Source organism: Mycolicibacterium elephantis DSM 44368 (genome assembly GCF_004014805.1).
GTDB lineage: Bacteria > Actinomycetota > Actinomycetes > Mycobacteriales > Mycobacteriaceae > Mycobacterium > Mycobacterium elephantis.
The window spans coordinates 94173-111046 of record NZ_ATDN01000010.1; the positions used below are offsets into that span (position 1 = coordinate 94173).

18 protein-coding genes and 1 riboswitch are annotated in these 16874 nt (G+C 68.8%); of the genes, 11 read left to right on the forward strand and 7 right to left on the reverse strand.

Annotation, left to right across the window (positions count from 1 at the left end):
* Window positions 1–37 precede the first annotated feature (37 nt).
* The 7 genes from MELE44368_RS08845 to MELE44368_RS08875 all read left to right on the forward strand — a co-directional run bounded on the left by MELE44368_RS08845 (window position 38) and on the right by MELE44368_RS08875 (window position 7321).
* On the forward strand, window positions 38–1639 hold the full coding sequence (locus tag MELE44368_RS08845) for an HNH endonuclease signature motif containing protein (protein ID WP_109747059.1): 1602 nt from the start codon (window positions 38–40) through the stop codon (window positions 1637–1639).
* A 40-nt stretch (window positions 1640–1679) separates the two neighbouring features.
* Window positions 1680–1788: riboswitch (TPP riboswitch) on the forward strand.
* Window positions 1783–3420 (forward strand): phosphomethylpyrimidine synthase ThiC, encoded by a 1638-nt coding sequence (gene thiC / locus MELE44368_RS08850; RefSeq protein ID WP_128108153.1) that lies wholly within the window; start codon window positions 1783–1785, stop codon window positions 3418–3420. Its footprint overlaps the riboswitch before it by 6 nt.
* On the forward strand, window positions 3417–4259 hold the full coding sequence (gene thiD / locus MELE44368_RS08855) for a bifunctional hydroxymethylpyrimidine kinase/phosphomethylpyrimidine kinase (RefSeq protein ID WP_128108154.1): 843 nt from the start codon (window positions 3417–3419) through the stop codon (window positions 4257–4259). Before thiC ends, thiD begins: the two co-directional genes overlap by 4 nt.
* Entirely contained in the window at window positions 4256–4873 is a 618-nt protein-coding gene (locus tag MELE44368_RS08860) for an alpha/beta hydrolase family protein (RefSeq protein WP_064928270.1), read from the forward strand. Before thiD ends, MELE44368_RS08860 begins: the two co-directional genes overlap by 4 nt.
* Window positions 4870–5481, forward strand: coding sequence for a septum formation family protein (locus MELE44368_RS08865; protein WP_128108155.1), 612 nt, complete (start codon window positions 4870–4872; stop codon window positions 5479–5481). The genes MELE44368_RS08860 and MELE44368_RS08865 overlap by 4 nt, the downstream gene beginning before the upstream one ends.
* 55 nt (window positions 5482–5536) lie before the next feature.
* Window positions 5537–7024 carry a flavin-containing monooxygenase gene (locus tag MELE44368_RS08870; RefSeq protein WP_064892874.1) on the forward strand — a complete coding sequence of 496 codons (1488 nt, stop codon included), beginning with the start codon at window positions 5537–5539 and terminating at the stop codon, window positions 7022–7024.
* Window positions 7025–7048: 24 nt separating this feature from the next.
* Complete coding sequence (locus MELE44368_RS08875) at window positions 7049–7321, forward strand: DoxX-related protein (RefSeq protein ID WP_046752914.1); 273 nt, start codon at window positions 7049–7051, stop codon at window positions 7319–7321.
* Here the strand turns inward: MELE44368_RS08875 and MELE44368_RS08880 are convergent.
* Window positions 7288–8523: a TetR/AcrR family transcriptional regulator gene (locus MELE44368_RS08880; protein ID WP_128108191.1), complete on the reverse strand. Its 1236-nt coding sequence runs from the start codon at window positions 8521–8523 to the stop codon at window positions 7288–7290. The genes MELE44368_RS08875 and MELE44368_RS08880 overlap by 34 nt on opposite strands.
* Window positions 8524–8627: 104 nt before the next feature.
* Here MELE44368_RS08880 and MELE44368_RS08885 point away from each other — a divergent pair, with 104 nt between their 5' ends.
* The 3 genes from MELE44368_RS08885 to MELE44368_RS08895 are packed head-to-tail and all read left to right on the forward strand — an operon-like array spanning window position 8628 to window position 10440.
* The gene (locus tag MELE44368_RS08885; protein ID WP_206613726.1) at window positions 8628–8852 is read left to right on the forward strand and encodes a hypothetical protein; all 225 of its coding nucleotides are present in this window, start codon (window positions 8628–8630) and stop codon (window positions 8850–8852) included.
* Between the two features lie 11 nt (window positions 8853–8863).
* Entirely contained in the window at window positions 8864–9205 is a 342-nt protein-coding gene (locus MELE44368_RS08890) for a hypothetical protein (RefSeq protein WP_046752903.1), read from the forward strand.
* 14 nt (window positions 9206–9219) lie between these two features.
* The gene (locus MELE44368_RS08895; RefSeq protein WP_128108157.1) at window positions 9220–10440 is read left to right on the forward strand and encodes an APC family permease; all 1221 of its coding nucleotides are present in this window, start codon (window positions 9220–9222) and stop codon (window positions 10438–10440) included.
* Between the two features lie 47 nt (window positions 10441–10487).
* On the opposite strand, the gene MELE44368_RS08900 is transcribed toward MELE44368_RS08895, so the two are convergent.
* From MELE44368_RS08900 to thiO, 5 genes are read right to left on the reverse strand one after another with little or no spacing between them, the layout of a single operon-like run.
* Window positions 10488–11933 (reverse strand): M28 family peptidase, encoded by a 1446-nt coding sequence (locus tag MELE44368_RS08900; RefSeq protein ID WP_128108158.1) that lies wholly within the window; start codon window positions 11931–11933, stop codon window positions 10488–10490.
* Window positions 11930–13438, reverse strand: coding sequence for a M28 family metallopeptidase (locus MELE44368_RS08905; RefSeq protein ID WP_128108159.1), 1509 nt, complete (start codon window positions 13436–13438; stop codon window positions 11930–11932). The genes MELE44368_RS08900 and MELE44368_RS08905 overlap by 4 nt, the downstream gene beginning before the upstream one ends.
* 53 nt (window positions 13439–13491) lie before the next feature.
* Window positions 13492–14250: a thiazole synthase gene (gene thiG / locus MELE44368_RS08910; RefSeq protein WP_128108160.1), complete on the reverse strand. Its 759-nt coding sequence runs from the start codon at window positions 14248–14250 to the stop codon at window positions 13492–13494.
* Window positions 14243–14440 (reverse strand): sulfur carrier protein ThiS, encoded by a 198-nt coding sequence (gene thiS / locus MELE44368_RS08915; RefSeq protein WP_064927545.1) that lies wholly within the window; start codon window positions 14438–14440, stop codon window positions 14243–14245. The genes thiG and thiS overlap by 8 nt, the downstream gene beginning before the upstream one ends.
* Window positions 14437–15459, reverse strand: a complete 1023-nt coding sequence (gene thiO / locus MELE44368_RS08920) for a glycine oxidase ThiO (RefSeq protein WP_128108161.1) — start codon at window positions 15457–15459, stop codon at window positions 14437–14439. Before thiO ends, thiS begins: the two co-directional genes overlap by 4 nt.
* Before the next feature lie 162 nt (window positions 15460–15621).
* On the opposite strand from thiO, the gene thiE reads away from it, so the two are divergent.
* Window positions 15622–16293, forward strand: coding sequence for a thiamine phosphate synthase (gene thiE, locus MELE44368_RS08925; protein WP_128108162.1), 672 nt, complete (start codon window positions 15622–15624; stop codon window positions 16291–16293).
* Here thiE and MELE44368_RS08930 read toward each other — a convergent pair.
* Window positions 16277–16783 (reverse strand): NUDIX hydrolase, encoded by a 507-nt coding sequence (locus MELE44368_RS08930; protein WP_064919374.1) that lies wholly within the window; start codon window positions 16781–16783, stop codon window positions 16277–16279. The two genes, thiE and MELE44368_RS08930, sit on opposite strands and share 17 nt — an antisense overlap.
* Between the last annotated feature and the right edge of the window lie 91 nt (window positions 16784–16874).

Sequence of the window (16874 nt, forward strand, 5' to 3'; positions counted from 1 at the left end):
CCTGAGACTTGTCGGTGGGCCGTGGCATGATCGGGGCATGTTGATCGAACAGTTGTTCGAGCACCCCAGTGCCGAGGTGCTGATCGAGGAGATCGTCACGGCGCACCGGGAAGAGTCCATGCTGATGGCACGGCGGATGGGAGCCATCGGCGACCTGCTGTCGCTGCGCACGGACGAGGCCGAGAACACTGACCCGGACCCCGGCTGGGCGATCATCACCGGGTTCGCGCGAACCTCCGCCGAGGTGGGCGCGGCGATGAACATGGCGCCCATGGCCGCCAGCCGGCTGGTCGCGCAGGCCGAAGCGCTGGACACCCGGCTGCCGAGCATCGCCGAGCTGCTCAGGGACGCCGAGATCGACTGGGCCACGACACAATTGATCATCACCCGTACAGAACTGGTCGACGACCACTTGATCAGCCGGATCGACGTGGCCCTGGCCAAGCGCTTCGTCAAATGGCAGAGCTGGTCGCGGCGGCGCGTCATCAACACGGTCGACAAGCTCATCCGTGAGATCGATCCCGATGCCGCAAAGGAGCGGCGGGAGTCGTCTGAACGTGGCCGCTACGTCAGCGTCACACCCCGCCCTGACGGCACGGCACAGCTGAGCGGGCGGCTCACGGCCACCGCGGCGGCGGCGTTCGACCGGCGCGTCTCGCAGATGGCGGCAGGGGTGTGCGCCAAGGATTCACGCACGGTGGATCAGCGTCGTGCCGACGCGATGTTGGCGCTGTCCGAGGGCCGCGAACTGCGCTGCGACTGCGGCCAACCGGAGTGCCCGGCGCGCGGGACCGACGACGCCGACAGCGGCCCGCGGGCGGTCATCAACGTGATCGCCAGCGAGGACACCGTGACCGGAAACGGCGACGAGCCGGGATATCTGGAGGGGTTCGGCGTCATCGACGCCGACCAGGTGCGTGAGCTCGCCGAGAACGCGCCCGTGCGGTGGCTCGAGGAACCCACGGTCACCGAAGATCAGGCGATGCGGTACCAGCCCTCCGCCGGGGTGGCCCGTTGGATCCGGCTGCGCGACCTGACGTGTCGCTTTCCGGGCTGTGACCGACCGGTTGCGCGGTGCGACATCGACCACACCACACCGTTCAACCACGCCGACCCGGCAGCAGGTGGCTTGACGGTGCCGTGGGGCCTGGCGGACTACTGTCGACAACACCACCGCCTCAAGACTTTTCACAGCGGAGCGGGCGGCTGGAACGACGAGCAGTTGCCCGACGGGACCGTCGTCTGGACTTCGCCGACGGGCCAGACGTACCGCACCACCCCCGACGGCCCGGAGTTGTTCGCGGGTATGCGGCCCGCCTGCGCGGCGCCGACAGCGCGCAAAGCCAGCCGGGCTCGTGACAAGGCGGCGCGAATCAAGCTGATTCGCAAGCAACTTTCAGAACAGCGACCGATCAACACCGCCCGACGTCATCGAGATCGAGCCCGCAGGCGCGAGATCGAGCTTCGCAAGTGGCGAAACAGATCGCGAAAACTGCTCGTCCTGTTCAAGGGCGGCGAGCCGAGCACCAGCCCGTGGTGCCCGTGGATCAACGAGCCGCTGGAGCCCGAGGAGCTGCCGCCGGACTGGGAGCCGCCGCCGATTGAGCAGGCATGCGACTCGGACGAGCCGCCGTTCTGAGGGGTCTCCCCTTTCGTCGACCGCTGCGCTACCGTGGGCAGCGTCCATACACGGGAGTGCACGCCCAGTGCGCTGAGAGGACGGGTGGGCCCGTCGACCGTACGAACCTGACCGGGTAATGCCGGCGTAGGGAGATGAATCAAATGGCGCTGTCGAAAAATGCTGTGACTACTCCGTCCGTCACCACCGGGCCGATCGCGGGCAGCACGAAGATCTACCGCGAACTCGAGGACGGTGCCCGGGTGCCGTTTCGGAGAGTGAACCTCTCCAACGGCGAGCACTTCGACCTGTACGACACGTCGGGTCCGTACACCGATCCGGCCGCGGACATCGACCTGCATCGGGGGCTTCCGCCGCGGCCGGGCGTCGTGCGCGACCGGGGCACCCAGCTGCAGCGCGCCCGCGCCGGCGAGATCACCGCGGAGATGGCGTTCATCGCCGCACGCGAAGGTGTTGCGGCCGAGCTGGTCCGCGACGAGGTGGCCCGCGGGCGCGCGGTGATCCCCGCCAACCACAACCACCCCGAGACCGAGCCGATGATCATCGGCAAGGCGTTCGCGGTGAAAGTCAATGCCAACATCGGCAATTCGGCCGTGACCAGTTCCATCGCCGAAGAAGTCGACAAGATGGTGTGGGCCACCCGTTGGGGCGCCGACACCATCATGGACCTGTCGACCGGTAAGAACATCCACGAGACCCGCGAGTGGATCCTGCGCAACTCCCCGGTCCCGGTCGGCACCGTGCCGATCTATCAGGCGCTGGAGAAGGTCAACGGCGACCCGACCGCGCTGACGTGGGAGCTGTACCGCGACACCGTGATCGAGCAGTGCGAACAGGGCGTCGACTACATGACCGTGCACGCCGGTGTGCTGCTGCGCTACGTCCCGCTGACCGCCAAGCGGGTCACCGGGATCGTCAGCCGCGGTGGGTCGATCATGGCCGCCTGGTGCCTGGCCCATCACCGGGAGTCGTTCCTCTACACGCACTTCGACGAGCTCTGCGAGATCCTGCAGCGCTACGACGTGACGTTCTCGCTGGGCGACGGGCTACGGCCCGGCTCCATCGCCGACGCCAACGACGCCGCCCAGTTCGCCGAACTACGCACCCTCGGTGAGCTGACGAAGATCGCCAAATCCCATGGCGTGCAGGTGATGATCGAGGGGCCCGGCCACGTGCCGATGCACAAGATCGTCGAGAACGTTCGGCTCGAGGAAGAGCTGTGCGAGGAAGCCCCGTTCTACACGCTCGGGCCGCTGGCCACCGACATCGCACCGGCTTACGACCACATCACCTCGGCGATCGGCGCGGCGATCATCGCCCAGGCCGGCACCGCGATGCTGTGCTACGTCACCCCGAAGGAGCATCTGGGGCTGCCCGACCGCAAGGACGTCAAGGACGGCGTGATCGCCTACAAGATCGCCGCCCACGCCGCCGATCTGGCGAAGGGGCATCCGCGCGCCCAGGACCGCGACGACGCGCTGTCGCGCGCCCGGTTCGAGTTCCGGTGGAACGACCAGTTCGCGCTGTCGCTCGACCCGGACACCGCGCGTGAGTTCCACGACGAGACCCTGCCCGCCGAGCCGGCCAAGACCGCGCACTTCTGCTCGATGTGCGGTCCGAAGTTCTGTTCGATGCGCATCACCCAGGACGTCCGTGACTACGCCGCCGAGCACGGGCTGGACACCGAAGAGGCCATCGAAGCCGCCATGCAAGCCGGCATGGCCGAGAAGTCCCGGGAATTCGCCGAACACGGCAACCGCGTCTACCTTCCATTGGCATGAACCAGCCATTTCTGCCGCTGCCCGACCCCGGCGCGACGCCGGTGCGGGTGATGACCATCGCGGGATCGGACTCCGGCGGCGGCGCAGGCATCCAGGCCGACATGCGCACGTTCGCCCTGCTCGGGGTGCACGGTCTGGTCGCGATCACCGCGGTGACGGTGCAGAACTCGGTGGGCGTCAAGGGGTTTCACGAGGTCCCGCTGGACGTCATCGCGGGTCAGATCGAGGCGGTGGCCTCCGACATCGGGGTGCAGGCCGCCAAGACCGGCATGCTGGCGTCGTCGGCGATCATCGACACCGTGGCCGAAGTCTGGCGCAACCAAGGTCTTTCGGGCAGCGTGCCGTTGGTGGTCGACCCGGTGTGCGCGTCGATGCACGGCGACCCCCTGCTGCATCCCAGCGCGTTGGATTCCCTGAGGCATCAGCTGTTTCCGTTGGCCACGCTGGTGACACCCAACCTCGACGAGGTCCGGCTGCTCACCGGCATCGAAGTCGTCGACGCGCCAACGCAACACGACGCCGCGCGCGCCCTGCACGCGCTGGGACCGCAGTGGGCCCTGGTCAAGGGCGGCCATCTGCGCACGTCGTCGCACAGCGCGGACCTGCTGTACAACGGCACCGACTTCTTCGAGTTCGACGCGACGCGCATCGACACCGGCGACGACCACGGCGCGGGGGACACCCTGGCCGCGGCGACCGCCAGCGCACTCGCGCACGGCTACCCGGTGCCCGACGCCGTCGAGTTCGGGAAACGCTGGGTCACCGAATGTCTGCGCGCGGCCTATCCCCTGGGGCAGGGACACGGACCGGTGTCGCCGTTGTTCAGACTGTCCCGATGAACCTCGAGCAGATCGCGGGCGTCGCGCACGAACCGGACGCCGCCCCGGCGGGGGTGGTCGTGCTCACCCACGGGGCAGGCGGCAACCGCGAGTCGCCGCTGCTGATCCGCGTGTGCGACGAGTGGGCGCGAAGGGGCTGGCTGGCGGTGCGCTACAACCTGCCGTACCGGCGGCGCCGCCCCAAGGGCCCGCCGTCGGGCTCGGCCACAGCCGACCAGGCCGGCGTCGCGGAAGCCGTCGCCGTGGCCCGCACGTTGGCCGACGGCCCGGTGATCGCCGGTGGGCACTCCTACGGTGGCCGGATGACCTCGATGGTGGTCGCCGACGGCACCGCCGACGTCGATGTGCTGACGCTGTTCTCCTATCCGTTGCACCCGCCCGGTAAGCCGGAGCGCATGCGCACCGAGCACCTGCCGCGCATCACCTCGCCGACGGTGTTCACCCACGGCACCTCGGACCCGTTCGGCGGCATCGACGAGTTGGCCGCCGCGGCGAAGCTCGTCGCCGCGCGCACCGAGATCGTCGAGGTCACCGGGGCCCGCCATGACCTCGGCTCCACGTCGCTGGATGTGGCGGCCATGGCCGTCGATGCGGCACTACGCTTGCTGACGTGACCACGCCGCCGGGCCAGCCGCCCGAATACGGGCCGCCCCCGTCGGCCCACGGACAGCCGCCGTATCCCCCGCCGCCCGGGCAGCCGTATCCCCCGCCTCCCCCGCCGCCGTACTCGGCGCCACCGCCGGGCGGTTACTACCCGCCGCCGAAACCGAAGTCGAACTCCAACAAGGTCCTGCTGATCGTGCTGGGCGTCGTCGTCGGGCTGATCGTGCTCGTGGTCGCCGTCAGCATCGCGTTGTTCCTGATCGTCGGCAAGGACACCGTCACCGCGACGGACGTCAAGGTGGGCGACTGTCTCAAGGAGATCCCGTCCGGCGGCCGGGTGTTGACGGTGCAGACCACCTCGTGTGACGAACCCCACGCCGGCGAGGTGTTCGCGGTGCTGTTGATGCCCGACGGGGATTTTCCCGGTCAGAGCGCCATCGACGACTACGCCGAGAAATGCAGCCCCGAGTTGGCCAGTTACTCGCCTGCCGCCATGGAGGACGACTCCATCCAGATGTTTGTGCTCTATCCCACTGCCGAAACCTGGGCCCAGGGCGACAGGGCCGTGACCTGCATCGCAACGCTGGAGCCGCCGCGCACGGGGTCCATCAAAGGGTGATCGCTTTCGCCGAGGCGCACACGGGATTACGCGGTACCTGAGGTACCGTTTGAACATGCTTTCCGAGCAGTTCGATGCCGTCATCGTCGGCGCCGGTTTCGGCGGGATCGGCGCGGCCATTCAGCTCAAGCGGATGGGATACGAGAACTTCGTGATCCTCGACCGCGAGGACGACCTGGGTGGCACCTGGCACGTCAACCGCTACCCCGGGCTGGCCGTCGACGTCCCGACGACGACGTACTCCTACTTCTTCGAGCCGAACCCGAACTGGTCCCGGTTGTTCTCCACCGGTGACGAGATCAAGCAGTACGCCGCCGACGTCGCCGACAAGTACGACGTGCGCAGGCATATGCGCTTCGGCACCACCGTCGAGGGCGCCCGCTGGGACGAAGAGGACAGGGTCTGGCGGGTGGCGTTGGCCGGCGGCGAGACGCTCACCGCGCGCTATCTGATCACCGCCACCGGCTTTCTCTCGCAGCCGCACACCCCGGACATCCCGGGGATCACCGGCTTTTCGGGCAAGGTCATCCACACCACGGCGTGGGACCACGACTACGACCTGACCGGCAAGCGGGTGGCGATCATCGGCACCGGCGCCACCGCGGTGCAGCTGATCCCCGAGCTCGCCAAGAAGGCGGCCGACCTGACCGTCTATCAGCGCACCCCGATCTGGGTGGTGCCCAAGCTGGACTTCAAGTTCTCGCCGGGGGCCAAGCGGCTGTTCGCCCGAGTGCCGTTGGCGCAGCGGGCGATCCGCGCGATCACCGACTCGCTCTACGAGTTCTTCATCTACGTCGTGCTTCATCACCGGCAGCTGCTGTTCCGTCGCCTCAACATCACGGCCTCCGACCTGGCCAAACTGCACCGGTTCCTGTCGGTGCGCGATCCCGAGTTGCGCAAGAAGCTGACGCCGGATTACGACTTCGGGTGCAAGCGGCCGACGTTCTCCAACAGCTACTACCGCATTTTCACCAAGCCGCACGTGCACCTGCAGGCCAGTGGCATCGAACGCATCGAGCCCGACGGCATCGTCGCCAACGACGGCACCAAGACCGACATCGACACGTTGGTGCTGGCCACCGGATTCGACCTGTGGGAGGCCAACTTCCCGGCGATCGAGATCGTCGGGCGGGAGGGCCGCAACCTCGGAAAGTGGTGGCGTGACAACCGGTTCCAGGCCTACCAGGGCGTGACGGTGCCCTACTTCCCCAACTACCTGAGCCTGGCCAGCCCGTACGCATTCCTCGGGTTGAACTTCTTCAACACGATGGAATATCAAATGCGCCATATGGATCGGCTGTTCGGGGAGCTGAAACGGCGCGGCGCCACCACCTTCGAAGTCACCGAGGACGCCAACAGCCGCTATCTGGACCGGATGACCGACCTCATCCAGGACTCGGTGTTCACCGCCGGCAGCTGCGCGACGTCGCGCTCGTATTACTTCGACCCCGCGGGAGAGGCGTCGCTTCTTCGGCCGATGCCCACCCGCACGGCACTCAAAGAGGCATCGACTTTTCCGTTGAGCGACTACCAGATTGCGTGATCAGAGAGGAACACCGCTGTGCCCGTGGACGAATCAGGAAGCAACTCGCGTGCCGCCACGCTCGCCGGCCTGACCCTGGCCGGGGCGGGGTTGGCGCACTTCGTCAAGCCTGAGCTGTTCGATTCGATCACCGAAAAGGCATTCGGCCACAGCCGTCGCGAAACGATCTACACCAACGGCGCCATCGAGACCGCGCTCGGGCTCGGCCTCGCGGCGCGTAAGACCCGCAAGCTGGCGCTGCTCGGCACCGTCGGCTACGTCGTCTATCTCGCGGGCAACGTCGCGCGTAACCGGTAGCGGCCCAACAGCGTCAGGTCGAGCAGCCGCTGCAGCATGAGGTGGCTCTGCGGCGAGTTGTCGTAGCGGGTCAACCGGCCCAGGTCGATCACCAGCGACATCGCCGCGTGCACGGCGAACCTCGCCTGACCGGGCGTCCACTCCGGCCGCACCGCGACCACCAGGTCGACCCACGACTCCACGGTGGCGCGCTGCATGTTGCGCAGGATCTTCTGGTCGGCCGCGGTCATGTTGAGCCGCTCGGTGTAGTACACGTAGTCCAGTTCCGGCTGGTCGAACGACCGCTCGACGTAGGCGTCGATGATCGCGGTCAGCGCGTCCTCCGGGTCGGGGTAGGTGCTCGTGATCGTCGCGAGCTCCGCAGACAACCGGTCGGCCGCCCGCCGGAACGCGGCGGCGAGGATGTCGCTCTTGCCGGAGAAGTAGCGGTAGATCCCGGACGCCGGCATGCCCACGGCGGCAGCGATCTCCTCCATGCTGGTCTCGCGGTAGCCCTTGATGTTGAACAGCCACATCGACTCGGTCAGCAGCGCTTCGTACTTCGACGAGTCGGCCGGGGCGCGCACCCGCGGCTGCGGCGCGGCCTCCGCGAGGTCCGGCAGGTCGGTGGTCAGCACCGCCTGGGCGAGGTCGGCCAGCAGCGCGCGGACCTGGATGGCAGGCAGCTTGGCCCGGTGATCGACGATGCTGCCGATCACCGACAGCGCCGCGATGGACAGCGTCCACCGCTGCCGCGAGGACAGTCCCGGACGAATCGCGTTCAGCGGCCGCTGAATTCGGTGGTTCACGACGCGCATCTGCGCGATGAGCGTGGCCTGGTCGTCGCCGCGCAGGTACCGGCCCTCCCACCGATACAGCCCTCCGGAGGCCCGGTTGCGCATCGCGGTGTCGATGAGCGCCGCGATCAACCGGTTGAGCAGGTCCTGCGGATCGTCGAGCTCGACGTCGTCGGCGAACGTCGTGCAGTCCACCAACTGCTGCCCCAGGTTCAGCACCGCGTCCCGGAACAACTCGTACTTGCTCGCGTAGTGGCGGTACAGCGCGGCGGCGGAGATGCCGACGCGTGACGCGATGGCCTCCATGCTCACGCCGTAATATCCCACGGCGCTGAACGCCTCGGCCGACGCCTGCGCGATCTGGGCCTTGCGGTCCTTCGGCCGGCGCCGCACCGCGTCAGGGCGGGGTGAACCGCTGGGCGACATGGCACTCACGATAACTGACCTTACGGACACATATCTGCCGACTTCGCCTCGAAACTATCGGCAAAGCCTTCGCGGGAGAAAGAATAGTCGTTAACATAATGGGGGTGTTGAGCGCGCTGCGGAAGGTACTGAGCTTCCGGGTGACGGTCGGCGAGTCGATCATGGTGGCGCTGGTCGTCGGCACCCCCTACCTGATCGTCGGCGTCTTCTGGTCCAGCACTCACACCGATCATCTGCAGCACATGAACGACATCGACCTGGTGATTTCCTATCTGGGTTCGATCGTATCGTGGCCGGTGCTGTTGTTCTCCGACGTTTGCATGACCTGAATGGAGGCCTCTTGAGCCAACGGCACCACCGCCTCGCCTACACCGGCATCATCGCCGCGGTCCTGTTGGGTATCGGGTTGTTCGCGATGAACTTCCCGGTCTTCCTCGACACCTACGACCAGTGGGGCTTCCAGATCAAGTGCGGGACCGGTTACGTCTCCGATCTGACCCAGGCCGCCGCGGTGGTCGGCGACACCAACTACGTCGACGAATGCGAGACCGCGCTGCTGACCCGGCGGCTGTGGACGATTCCGCTGGCCGTGATCAGCGGCCTGGTGCTGCTCGGCGTCGTCGTCGCGTCGGCGACGACCTCGGTGCGCGAATCTTTGGTACCGCACCACGACGCGGACTGACCTAGCATTTCGGCGTGAGCACGCCGGAGCCTCCCGCGCTGCACCGGCGGCTGGGCACCGTCGACGCCGTCACCATCGGGCTCGGCTCGATGATGGGCGCCGGCGTCTTCGTCGCCTTCGCTCCCGCGGCCGCCGCCGCGGCGTCCGGCCTGCTGCTCGGTCTGGTGGTGGCCGCCGTCGTGGCCTACTGCAACGCCACGTCGTCGGCCCGGCTGGCCGCGTTGTATCCGCAGTCCGGCGGCACCTACGTCTACGCCAGGGAGCGGCTCGGCGCGTTCTGGGGTTACCTCGCGGGGTGGAGCTTCATCGGCGGCAAGAGCGCGTCCTGCGCGGCCATGGCGCTGACGGTCGGCTACTACCTGTGGCCGGACTGGGCGCACGCCGTCGCGGTGGCCGCCGTCGTGGCGCTGACGGCGGTGAACTACGCGGGCATCCAGAAGTCGGCGCTGCTGACCCGGGTGCTCGTCGCCGTCGTGCTCGCGGTGCTGGCCGGGGTGGTCGTGATCGTGCTGGGCTTCGGTGACATCGACACCGCGCGGCTGGAGCTGCGCGACGACGTCTCCGCGGGCGGCGTGTTGCAGGCCGCCGGGCTGCTGTTCTTCGCGTTCGCCGGCTATGCCCGGATCGCCACGCTCGGCGAGGAAGTACGCGACCCCGCCAAGACGATCCCGCGCGCGATCCCGATCGCGCTGGCCATCACGCTGGTGGTGTACGCCGCCGTCGCGGTCGCCGTGTTGTCCGAATTGGGCAGCCACACCCTGGCTTCGGCGACAGCACCGTTGGCCGACGCCGTGCGGTCGGCGGGGTTTGCGCCGTTCGAGCCGGTGGTGCGGGCCGGTGCGACCGTCGCGGCGCTCGGCTCGCTGCTCGCGTTGATCCTCGGGGTGTCGCGAACGACGCTGGCGATAGCGCGCGACGGGCACCTGCCCACCGCGCTTGCGGCGGTACATCCGCGCTTCGGCAGCCCGCACCACGCCGACGTCGCGGTCGGCGTGGTCGTGGCCGTCGTCGCCGCGGTGGTCGACGTGCGCAGCGCGATCGGGTTCTCCTCGTTTGCCGTGCTGGTGTACTACGCGATCGCCAACGCCGCGGCGTTCACCTTGGGGCGCAGGGTGATTCCCACCGCAGGGCTCATCGGCTGTCTGGTCCTGGCGTTCTCGCTGCCGGCCTGGCCGGTGATCGTCGGCGCATCTGTGGTGCTGATGGGTGCGCTGGCCTACCGTCTTACAGCGTGAATCCCCTGACGTTCACCGGGATCGCGCTGGGTTCGGGTTTCGGAAGGCTAGCGGGCGCCCCGCTGCCGCTGCTCCTGAGCCGGAACACCGTTGACGCCGTCGATCGACTGCGCGTAGGTCGCGACGGCGAACGCAGCGGCCGAACCCATCACCGCGAGCGCATCCCGGTTGATGTTGTCGACGGTGTCGCGCCGGGTGCGGTAGTTCGGGTCGAAGGCGATGCCGGCGTGCCCGCCCCAAAGACGGGCCTGCGCTTCGGATTTGCGCTGAGACGAGCCGGCGGTCAACCCGCCGATCGGCACGCCGACGGACAGGAACGCGTTGTAGTCGGTGATCCTGCTCAGCGGCATGTCGGCCGGCCGCACACCCGCCGAGTAGAGATAGCCGGCGAGCGTGCGCTCGATACCGGCCGATCCCTCCGGCACCGCGTGTACCGGGATGTCGGGGTTGGGCTGCGCCGACTGGTCGCCGTCGTAGGTGAAGTAGCCCGCGTTCGACGACCCGACCATGTCGAAGTCCAGGTACAGCGCGATCTGGCTGAGTTGTTCGGCGGACAGCCCGCGCAGATAGCTTGTCGCGCCGGCGAGCCCGTTCTCCTCCGAGCCCCAGAACGCGAATCGCACGGCGTTGGTCGTGCGCGGTTGCGACCCCAGCGCCGATGCGGTCTCCAACAGCGCCGCGACCCCGGAGCCGTTGTCGTTGACGCCGGGGCTGGCGGCCGAGCTGTCCAGGTGCGCCCCGGCCATCACGACGTTGCTGGTATCACCGGTCTTGGTCTGGGCCAGCACATTTCGGCCCTTGGCCAGCACGGGCTTGCTGTCCAGCACCAGCGCCACGCGGGCGGTGGTGCGGCGCAGTGCCGCGTTGGTGGCCGTGTCGATGATGCCGACCGGCACGGTCAGCCCACGGTAGTAGCCCGGCGGGAACAGGCCGCTGCGGCCCTCTTCGCTGACGACGAGAAGGCCGACCGCGCCCTCGCCGACGGCCACGTTCTGCTTGTCGACGACCGAGCACCCGGTGTCGTCGACGACTGAGATCGCACCCTTGACCGAAACGCCGTCGTAATCGGAGGCGCGGCACCCCGCCGGTTTCCCGGGCCGCAGCGTGATCGCCTTCAGCCCGCCCGGTGGTGTGCTGATCAGCAGCGACGCCTGGTCGACGTGATGGTCACGACCGTTGACCGTCAGCTTCGGGTCGCCGCCCTCCATCCGGTCGAGCCGCTCGTACTCCGGCGTCTCGACGTCGAAACCCTTGTCCCGCAGGAACTGCGCGACATACTCCACGCTGGCGGCCAACCCGGCGGTGCCCTGCCCGCGGTTGCCGTCATTGGCGTCGGCGATCTCCTGCAGCTTGTCCAGGTGGGTGTACATCCCGTCGGCGGTGACGGCATCGGCCAACTCGCGGGCGAACTGAGCAGGCGACGGTCGGTCGTCGCCTCGCGAGCAGGACATCAGCACGGCCACCACCGCGATGAGCGCCGCCCACCTCATCATGATTCCAGCGCATGACGGGTGCGGTCCTCACGGATCGGAATGCCGTTGCGGCCGCCCTGGTCCTGCGCATAGATCCCGACGGCGTACGCCACGCCTTTGCCGTTGATCTCCAACGCGGTTCGGCTGATGTGTTCCAGCGTGTCCGAGGCCTTGTGGTAGTTGGGGTCGAACGGTTCACCGGCCCGGCCGCCCCATCGCTCCGCTTGTTGCTCGGTCATCTCCGCCTCCGCGCCCGAGAACAGGCCGCCCGCGGGAATGCCGGCAAGGGTGAAGCTGCTGTAGTCGGACCGGCCTTCGAAGTTGATGTCGGCGGGCGACTTTCCGGCACCGTCCAGATAGGCGACCAGCGTGCGCTCGATACCCGCCGAGCCCTCGGGCACCCGCGGGACGGGCTGGTTGTGGTCGGGCGGCGCGGACTGGTCGCCGTCGATCGTGAAGTAGCCCGCGTTGGGCGACGCGATCATGTCGAAGTTCAGGTACAGCGAGATGTCCCTGAGCTCATCGACGTTCAACGATGCCACATAGTCGCTGGAGCCGAGCAGGCCGTTTTCCTCTGCGCCCCAGAACCCGAACCGCACCGCGTAGTTGACGTCCGGCGAAGCGCCCAACTGCAGCGCGGTCTCCAGAACCGCCGACACCCCGGAGCCGTTGTCGTTGATCCCGGGCCCCTCGGGAACGCTGTCCAGGTGCGCACCGACCATCACGACGTTGTCGGTGGAGCCGGTCTTGGTCTGGGTGATGACGTTGCGGGTGCGTTCGATATGCACGCCGGCCTCGAGGATGAGCCTGGTGTCGCCCGGGTCGGCACGCAGCCGCTCGCCGACGGCCTTGGTGACGCTGACGACGGGGATCTTGACCTCGGTCTCCTCCCCGAGCGTGCCACCCATCTCGTCGCCCTCCTCGTTGTTGGCGACGACCAGCGCCACCGCCCCACGCTCGGCAGCGGCGCTTTCCTTGTCGGAGAACGGGCAGGTTCCGCGGTCCACGAGCACGACCGCGCCGGCGACCGGGAGCCCGTCGTAGTCAGACGGCGTACAACCAGGTGAGTCCTCGACGCGGGCAGGCACCAGCGGCCCCGATACTCCTTCGGGCGGCGTGCCGATGGTGAAGTTCAGCGGCTTGGCGGCGATGTTGGCGCCGCCGACGGTGAGCGACGGCTCCTCGGCGAACGGGATACGCACCTCGAACTCCGGAGTTTCCACCTCGAAACCCTTGTCCCGCAGTGTGTTCACCACGTAGTCCACGCTGGCGTCGTAGCCGGGCGTGCCCAACGCGCGGTTGCCGCCGTGCTCGTCGGCGATCTCCTGGAGCCTGGTCAGGTGCGCCGACATCGCATCGACCGTCACCCGGTCGCCGAGCGTCCGCGCGAAGTCGGTGGCCGCCGCGCTGGGGCCTGCGGGTGTGGACGGCGTCGGTTTCTCGCGCTCGTCGCGGCCGCATCCGCCCAGGATGACGACGGCGACAGCCGCCAGGGCGAGCAATTTCGACGACAGTGTGTGCCTCATCGCCCACCACGGTAGCGGCAAGCCCGAACGTCGCGCCTGTTACGCGAGACCATTCACAGCGACGGGCTCGACGCCCGAGCCCAGAACCGCTTCGGGATCCGCCCGGCCTGGCGGGCGAGGTATCCGGCGGTGACCGCCGCGGCCATCGCGGCGGCCATGGTGGGCGGATCGTCCGCGCGGGTGACGGCAGACGCCAAAAGCACCGCGTCACAGCCGAGTTCCATCGCCAACGCCGCGTCGCTGGCCGTGCCGATGCCCGCGTCGAGGACCACCGGCACCGAGGCCGCCTCGACGATCATCTCGATGTTGTGCGGGTTGGCGATTCCCAGCCCGGTGCCGATCGGCGAGCCCAGCGGCATCACCGCCGCGCACCCGGTGTCCTCGAGGCGGCGGGCCAGCACCGGGTCGTCGTTGGTGTAGGGCAGCACGACGAACCCGTCGTCGACGAGCTGCTCGGCGGCCTTGACCAGTTCGACCGCGTCGGGAAGCAGGGTGCGCTCGTCGGCGATCACCTCGAGCTTGACCCAGTCGGTCTGCAGCGCCTCGCGCCCGAGCTGCGCGGTCATCACCGCCTCGGCGGCGCTGCGACAGCCGGCGGTGTTGGGCAGTGGCGAAATGCCAAGCCGGTTCAGCAGATCCAGCACGCCCGTGCCGCCCTCGGCGTCGACGCGGCGCATCGCCACGGTCGTCAGCTCGGTTCCGGAGGCGATCAGCGCCTGTTCCAGCACGGCGAGGTTGGCCGCGCCGCCGGTGCCCATGATCAACCGGGAACCGAACTCGCGACCCGCGATGGTCAGTTTCGAGTCAGCCACCCTGCACCGCCGTCACCACTTCGAGGCGGGCGCCGTCGGTCAGCGTGGTGTCCCACGCCGAGCGCGGCAGCACCGACCAGTCCAACGCCACCGCGATGCCCTTGTCGGGGAAACCGAGGCGGGACAACAGCGCGGCGATGGTCGTGTCCGCGTCGATTTCGACCGCTTCGTCGTTGACCGTCACTTTCATCTACCTGCTCCGAGACTTGCTCCAACTTGAACTTCGAGTTCGGCGGCGATCTGCTGTGCGGTCCAGGGCGCCAACAGAAATCCGTTGCGTCCGTGTCCCGCGGCCACCAGTGTGCGCTCGTCGAGGCGCTTCACGATCGGCAACCCGTCCGGCGTCATCGGGCGCAGGCCCGCCGAGACCTCGGCGAGCTCGTATTCGCCGAGTGCCGGCATCACCGCGCACGCGTCGTCGAGCAGTTCGCGCACGCCGGTGACCGATGGTGCGGTGTCGCGGCCGTGCTCGTACTGCGTGGCCCCGACGACGACGCCGTCCGCGCGGGGCACCAGGTACACCTGCCTGCCGTGTACCCGGGCGCGCACCACGCGTTGCGGCACGGGCATGCAGCCTCGCCGCCAGCGCAGCCGCAGCACCTCGCCCTTGACCGGGCGGATCGGCAGTCCCGGCCAAAGCGCAGGCGCGTCAATTCCGTTCGCGATCACCACCGCGTCGGCCTGCGCGTCGCCGAGCTGCAGCACCGGCGCAGCCCACTGCACGCCGAGTTGTTCGCAGTGCGCTTCCAGCGCCGCGACGACAGCCCGATTGTCCACGGCCAGTTCGGTTTCCGCGCACAGGCCGTGCCGAATGCTCTGCGCGAGCATCGGTTCGACGTCGCGGGCGCACGAGGTCACGGTGATCGGATGCCCCTGGGAGTCCAGCCACTCACCGACCCTTTTGAGATCGGCCACGTCGGCGCGGTCGACGGCGACCACCAGGGATTCCCGCGCGGTCACCACGGTCTCGGGCAGGCCGTCGAGGAAGCCGTCGTGCCACAGCGCCAGCGACTTCAGCCCCAGCCGCAGCAGCTCCTCCTCGCCGGGCCAGCCTTCGCTGTGCGGGGCCAGCATGCCGCCGGCCACCCAGGACGCGCCCCGCTCGTCGGTGCGGTGCACCCGGACGGCCCACCCGTCCTGGGCCGCGCGGCGGGCGACGGAAAGGCCGATGACGCCGCCACCGATGACAGCCAGCGACCTGCCGGTCATTCCTGAAACCAAGATCCCTCCCTTCGCCGGCATGACCCGGATCAGGTGTGACGGTAAGGGCGCGGCGGGCCCACTCTCAGTCCCCGCTCCCGGGACTCCCGTGTCGCGCCATCCACCCTACTCGCGGCCCGTCGCGCGATTTGAGCCGCTAACGTTCGCCCTGTGGACAACCGTCGTGACCGTCTCGGCGCCGCGTCGCTGTACCTGTGCACCGACGCCCGGCGTGAGCGCGGCGACCTCGCCGAATTCGCCGATGCGGCGCTGGCCGGCGGGGTCGACATCATCCAGCTGCGCGACAAGGGGTCACCCGGTGAGCAGCAGTTCGGCCCGCTGGAGGCCCGCCAGGAGCTCGAGGCGCTGGCCACCCTCGCCGACGCGGCCGGGCGCCACGGCGCGCTGCTGGCGGTCAACGATCGCGCCGACATCGCCAAGGCCGCGGGCGCCGACGTGCTGCACCTCGGCCAGGACGATCTTCCGCTCGACGTCGCGCGCGACATCATCGGCCCCGGGCCGCTGATCGGCCGGTCCACCCACGACCCCGACCAGGTGCGCGCCGCGGTCACCGAAGCCGTCGACTACTTCTGCGTCGGCCCGTGCTGGCCGACCCCGACCAAACCGGGCCGCGCCGCCCCCGGCCTGCCCCTGGTCCGCGCGGCCGCCGAAGTCGGCACGGCCAAGCCGTGGTTCGCCATCGGCGGAATCGACGAGCAGCGGCTCCCCGAGGTCCTCGAGGCCGGGGCGCGCCGCATCGTGGTGGTGCGGGCCATCACCGCGGCCGACGACCCGCGCGCCGCCGCGCAACGGCTGAAGACCGCGCTCAACGCTGCGGGTTGACCAGCAACGGAATCTCTTCGGTAAGTGCGCGCAGCCGCTCCCAGCTCGCGGCGAACCCCGGGTGCAGCGGCAACTCGCCCACCTGCCCGACAGGGACCCAGCGCAGCTCGGCGCTCTCCCGGTTCGGGGTGGTCTCCAGCTGTTCGGGCGCGTCGGCGATGACGGTGGTGTAGCTCCAGTACGCGCCGCCGGGGCCGGACACCTCCGCGGTGACGACGGTGGTGCGTACCGTGAGCCGCTCGGCCGCCAGCCCGGCCTCCTCCTGCGCCTCCCTGACGGCGGCCTCCTCGGCGGTTTCGTGGCTGTCGCGAGCGCCGCCGGGCAGACCCCAGGTGCCGCCCTGATGACTCCACGCCGCGCGGTGTTGCAGCAACACCGCAGCCGAGCCACCGGGATTCGGGGCCCGCAGCAGCAGGCCGGCCGCACCGAATCTGCCCCAGAAGGCTGCGCCGGTGTCCGACACCACCCAGCCGTCACCGTCGCCACGCACGCGATCAGAATACGGACGCGCGCGCTTCCGTAACCTCTTAGACTTCTTTTATAGAGTTGAGCGGTCGGGAACCATAGCTGGAAAGCACCGA

Bases quoted from the DNA above. Each gene is read 5' to 3' on its own strand.
- MELE44368_RS08845 (WP_109747059.1), top strand. From the start codon at position 38: ATGTTGATCGAACAGTTGTTCGAGCACCCCAGTGCCGAGGTGCTGATC.
- thiC (WP_128108153.1), top strand. From the start codon at position 1,783: ATGGCGCTGTCGAAAAATGCTGTGACTACTCCGTCCGTCACCACCGGG.
- thiD (WP_128108154.1), top strand. From the start codon at position 3,417: ATGAACCAGCCATTTCTGCCGCTGCCCGACCCCGGCGCGACGCCGGTG.
- MELE44368_RS08860 (WP_064928270.1), top strand. From the start codon at position 4,256: ATGAACCTCGAGCAGATCGCGGGCGTCGCGCACGAACCGGACGCCGCC.
- MELE44368_RS08870 (WP_064892874.1), top strand. From the start codon at position 5,537: ATGCTTTCCGAGCAGTTCGATGCCGTCATCGTCGGCGCCGGTTTCGGC.
- MELE44368_RS08880 (WP_128108191.1), bottom strand. From the start codon at position 8,523: ATGTCGCCCAGCGGTTCACCCCGCCCTGACGCGGTGCGGCGCCGGCCG.
- MELE44368_RS08900 (WP_128108158.1), bottom strand. From the start codon at position 11,933: ATGATGAGGTGGGCGGCGCTCATCGCGGTGGTGGCCGTGCTGATGTCC.
- MELE44368_RS08905 (WP_128108159.1), bottom strand. From the start codon at position 13,438: ATGAGGCACACACTGTCGTCGAAATTGCTCGCCCTGGCGGCTGTCGCC.
- thiS (WP_064927545.1), bottom strand. From the start codon at position 14,440: ATGAAAGTGACGGTCAACGACGAAGCGGTCGAAATCGACGCGGACACG.
- thiO (WP_128108161.1), bottom strand. From the start codon at position 15,459: ATGACCGGCAGGTCGCTGGCTGTCATCGGTGGCGGCGTCATCGGCCTT.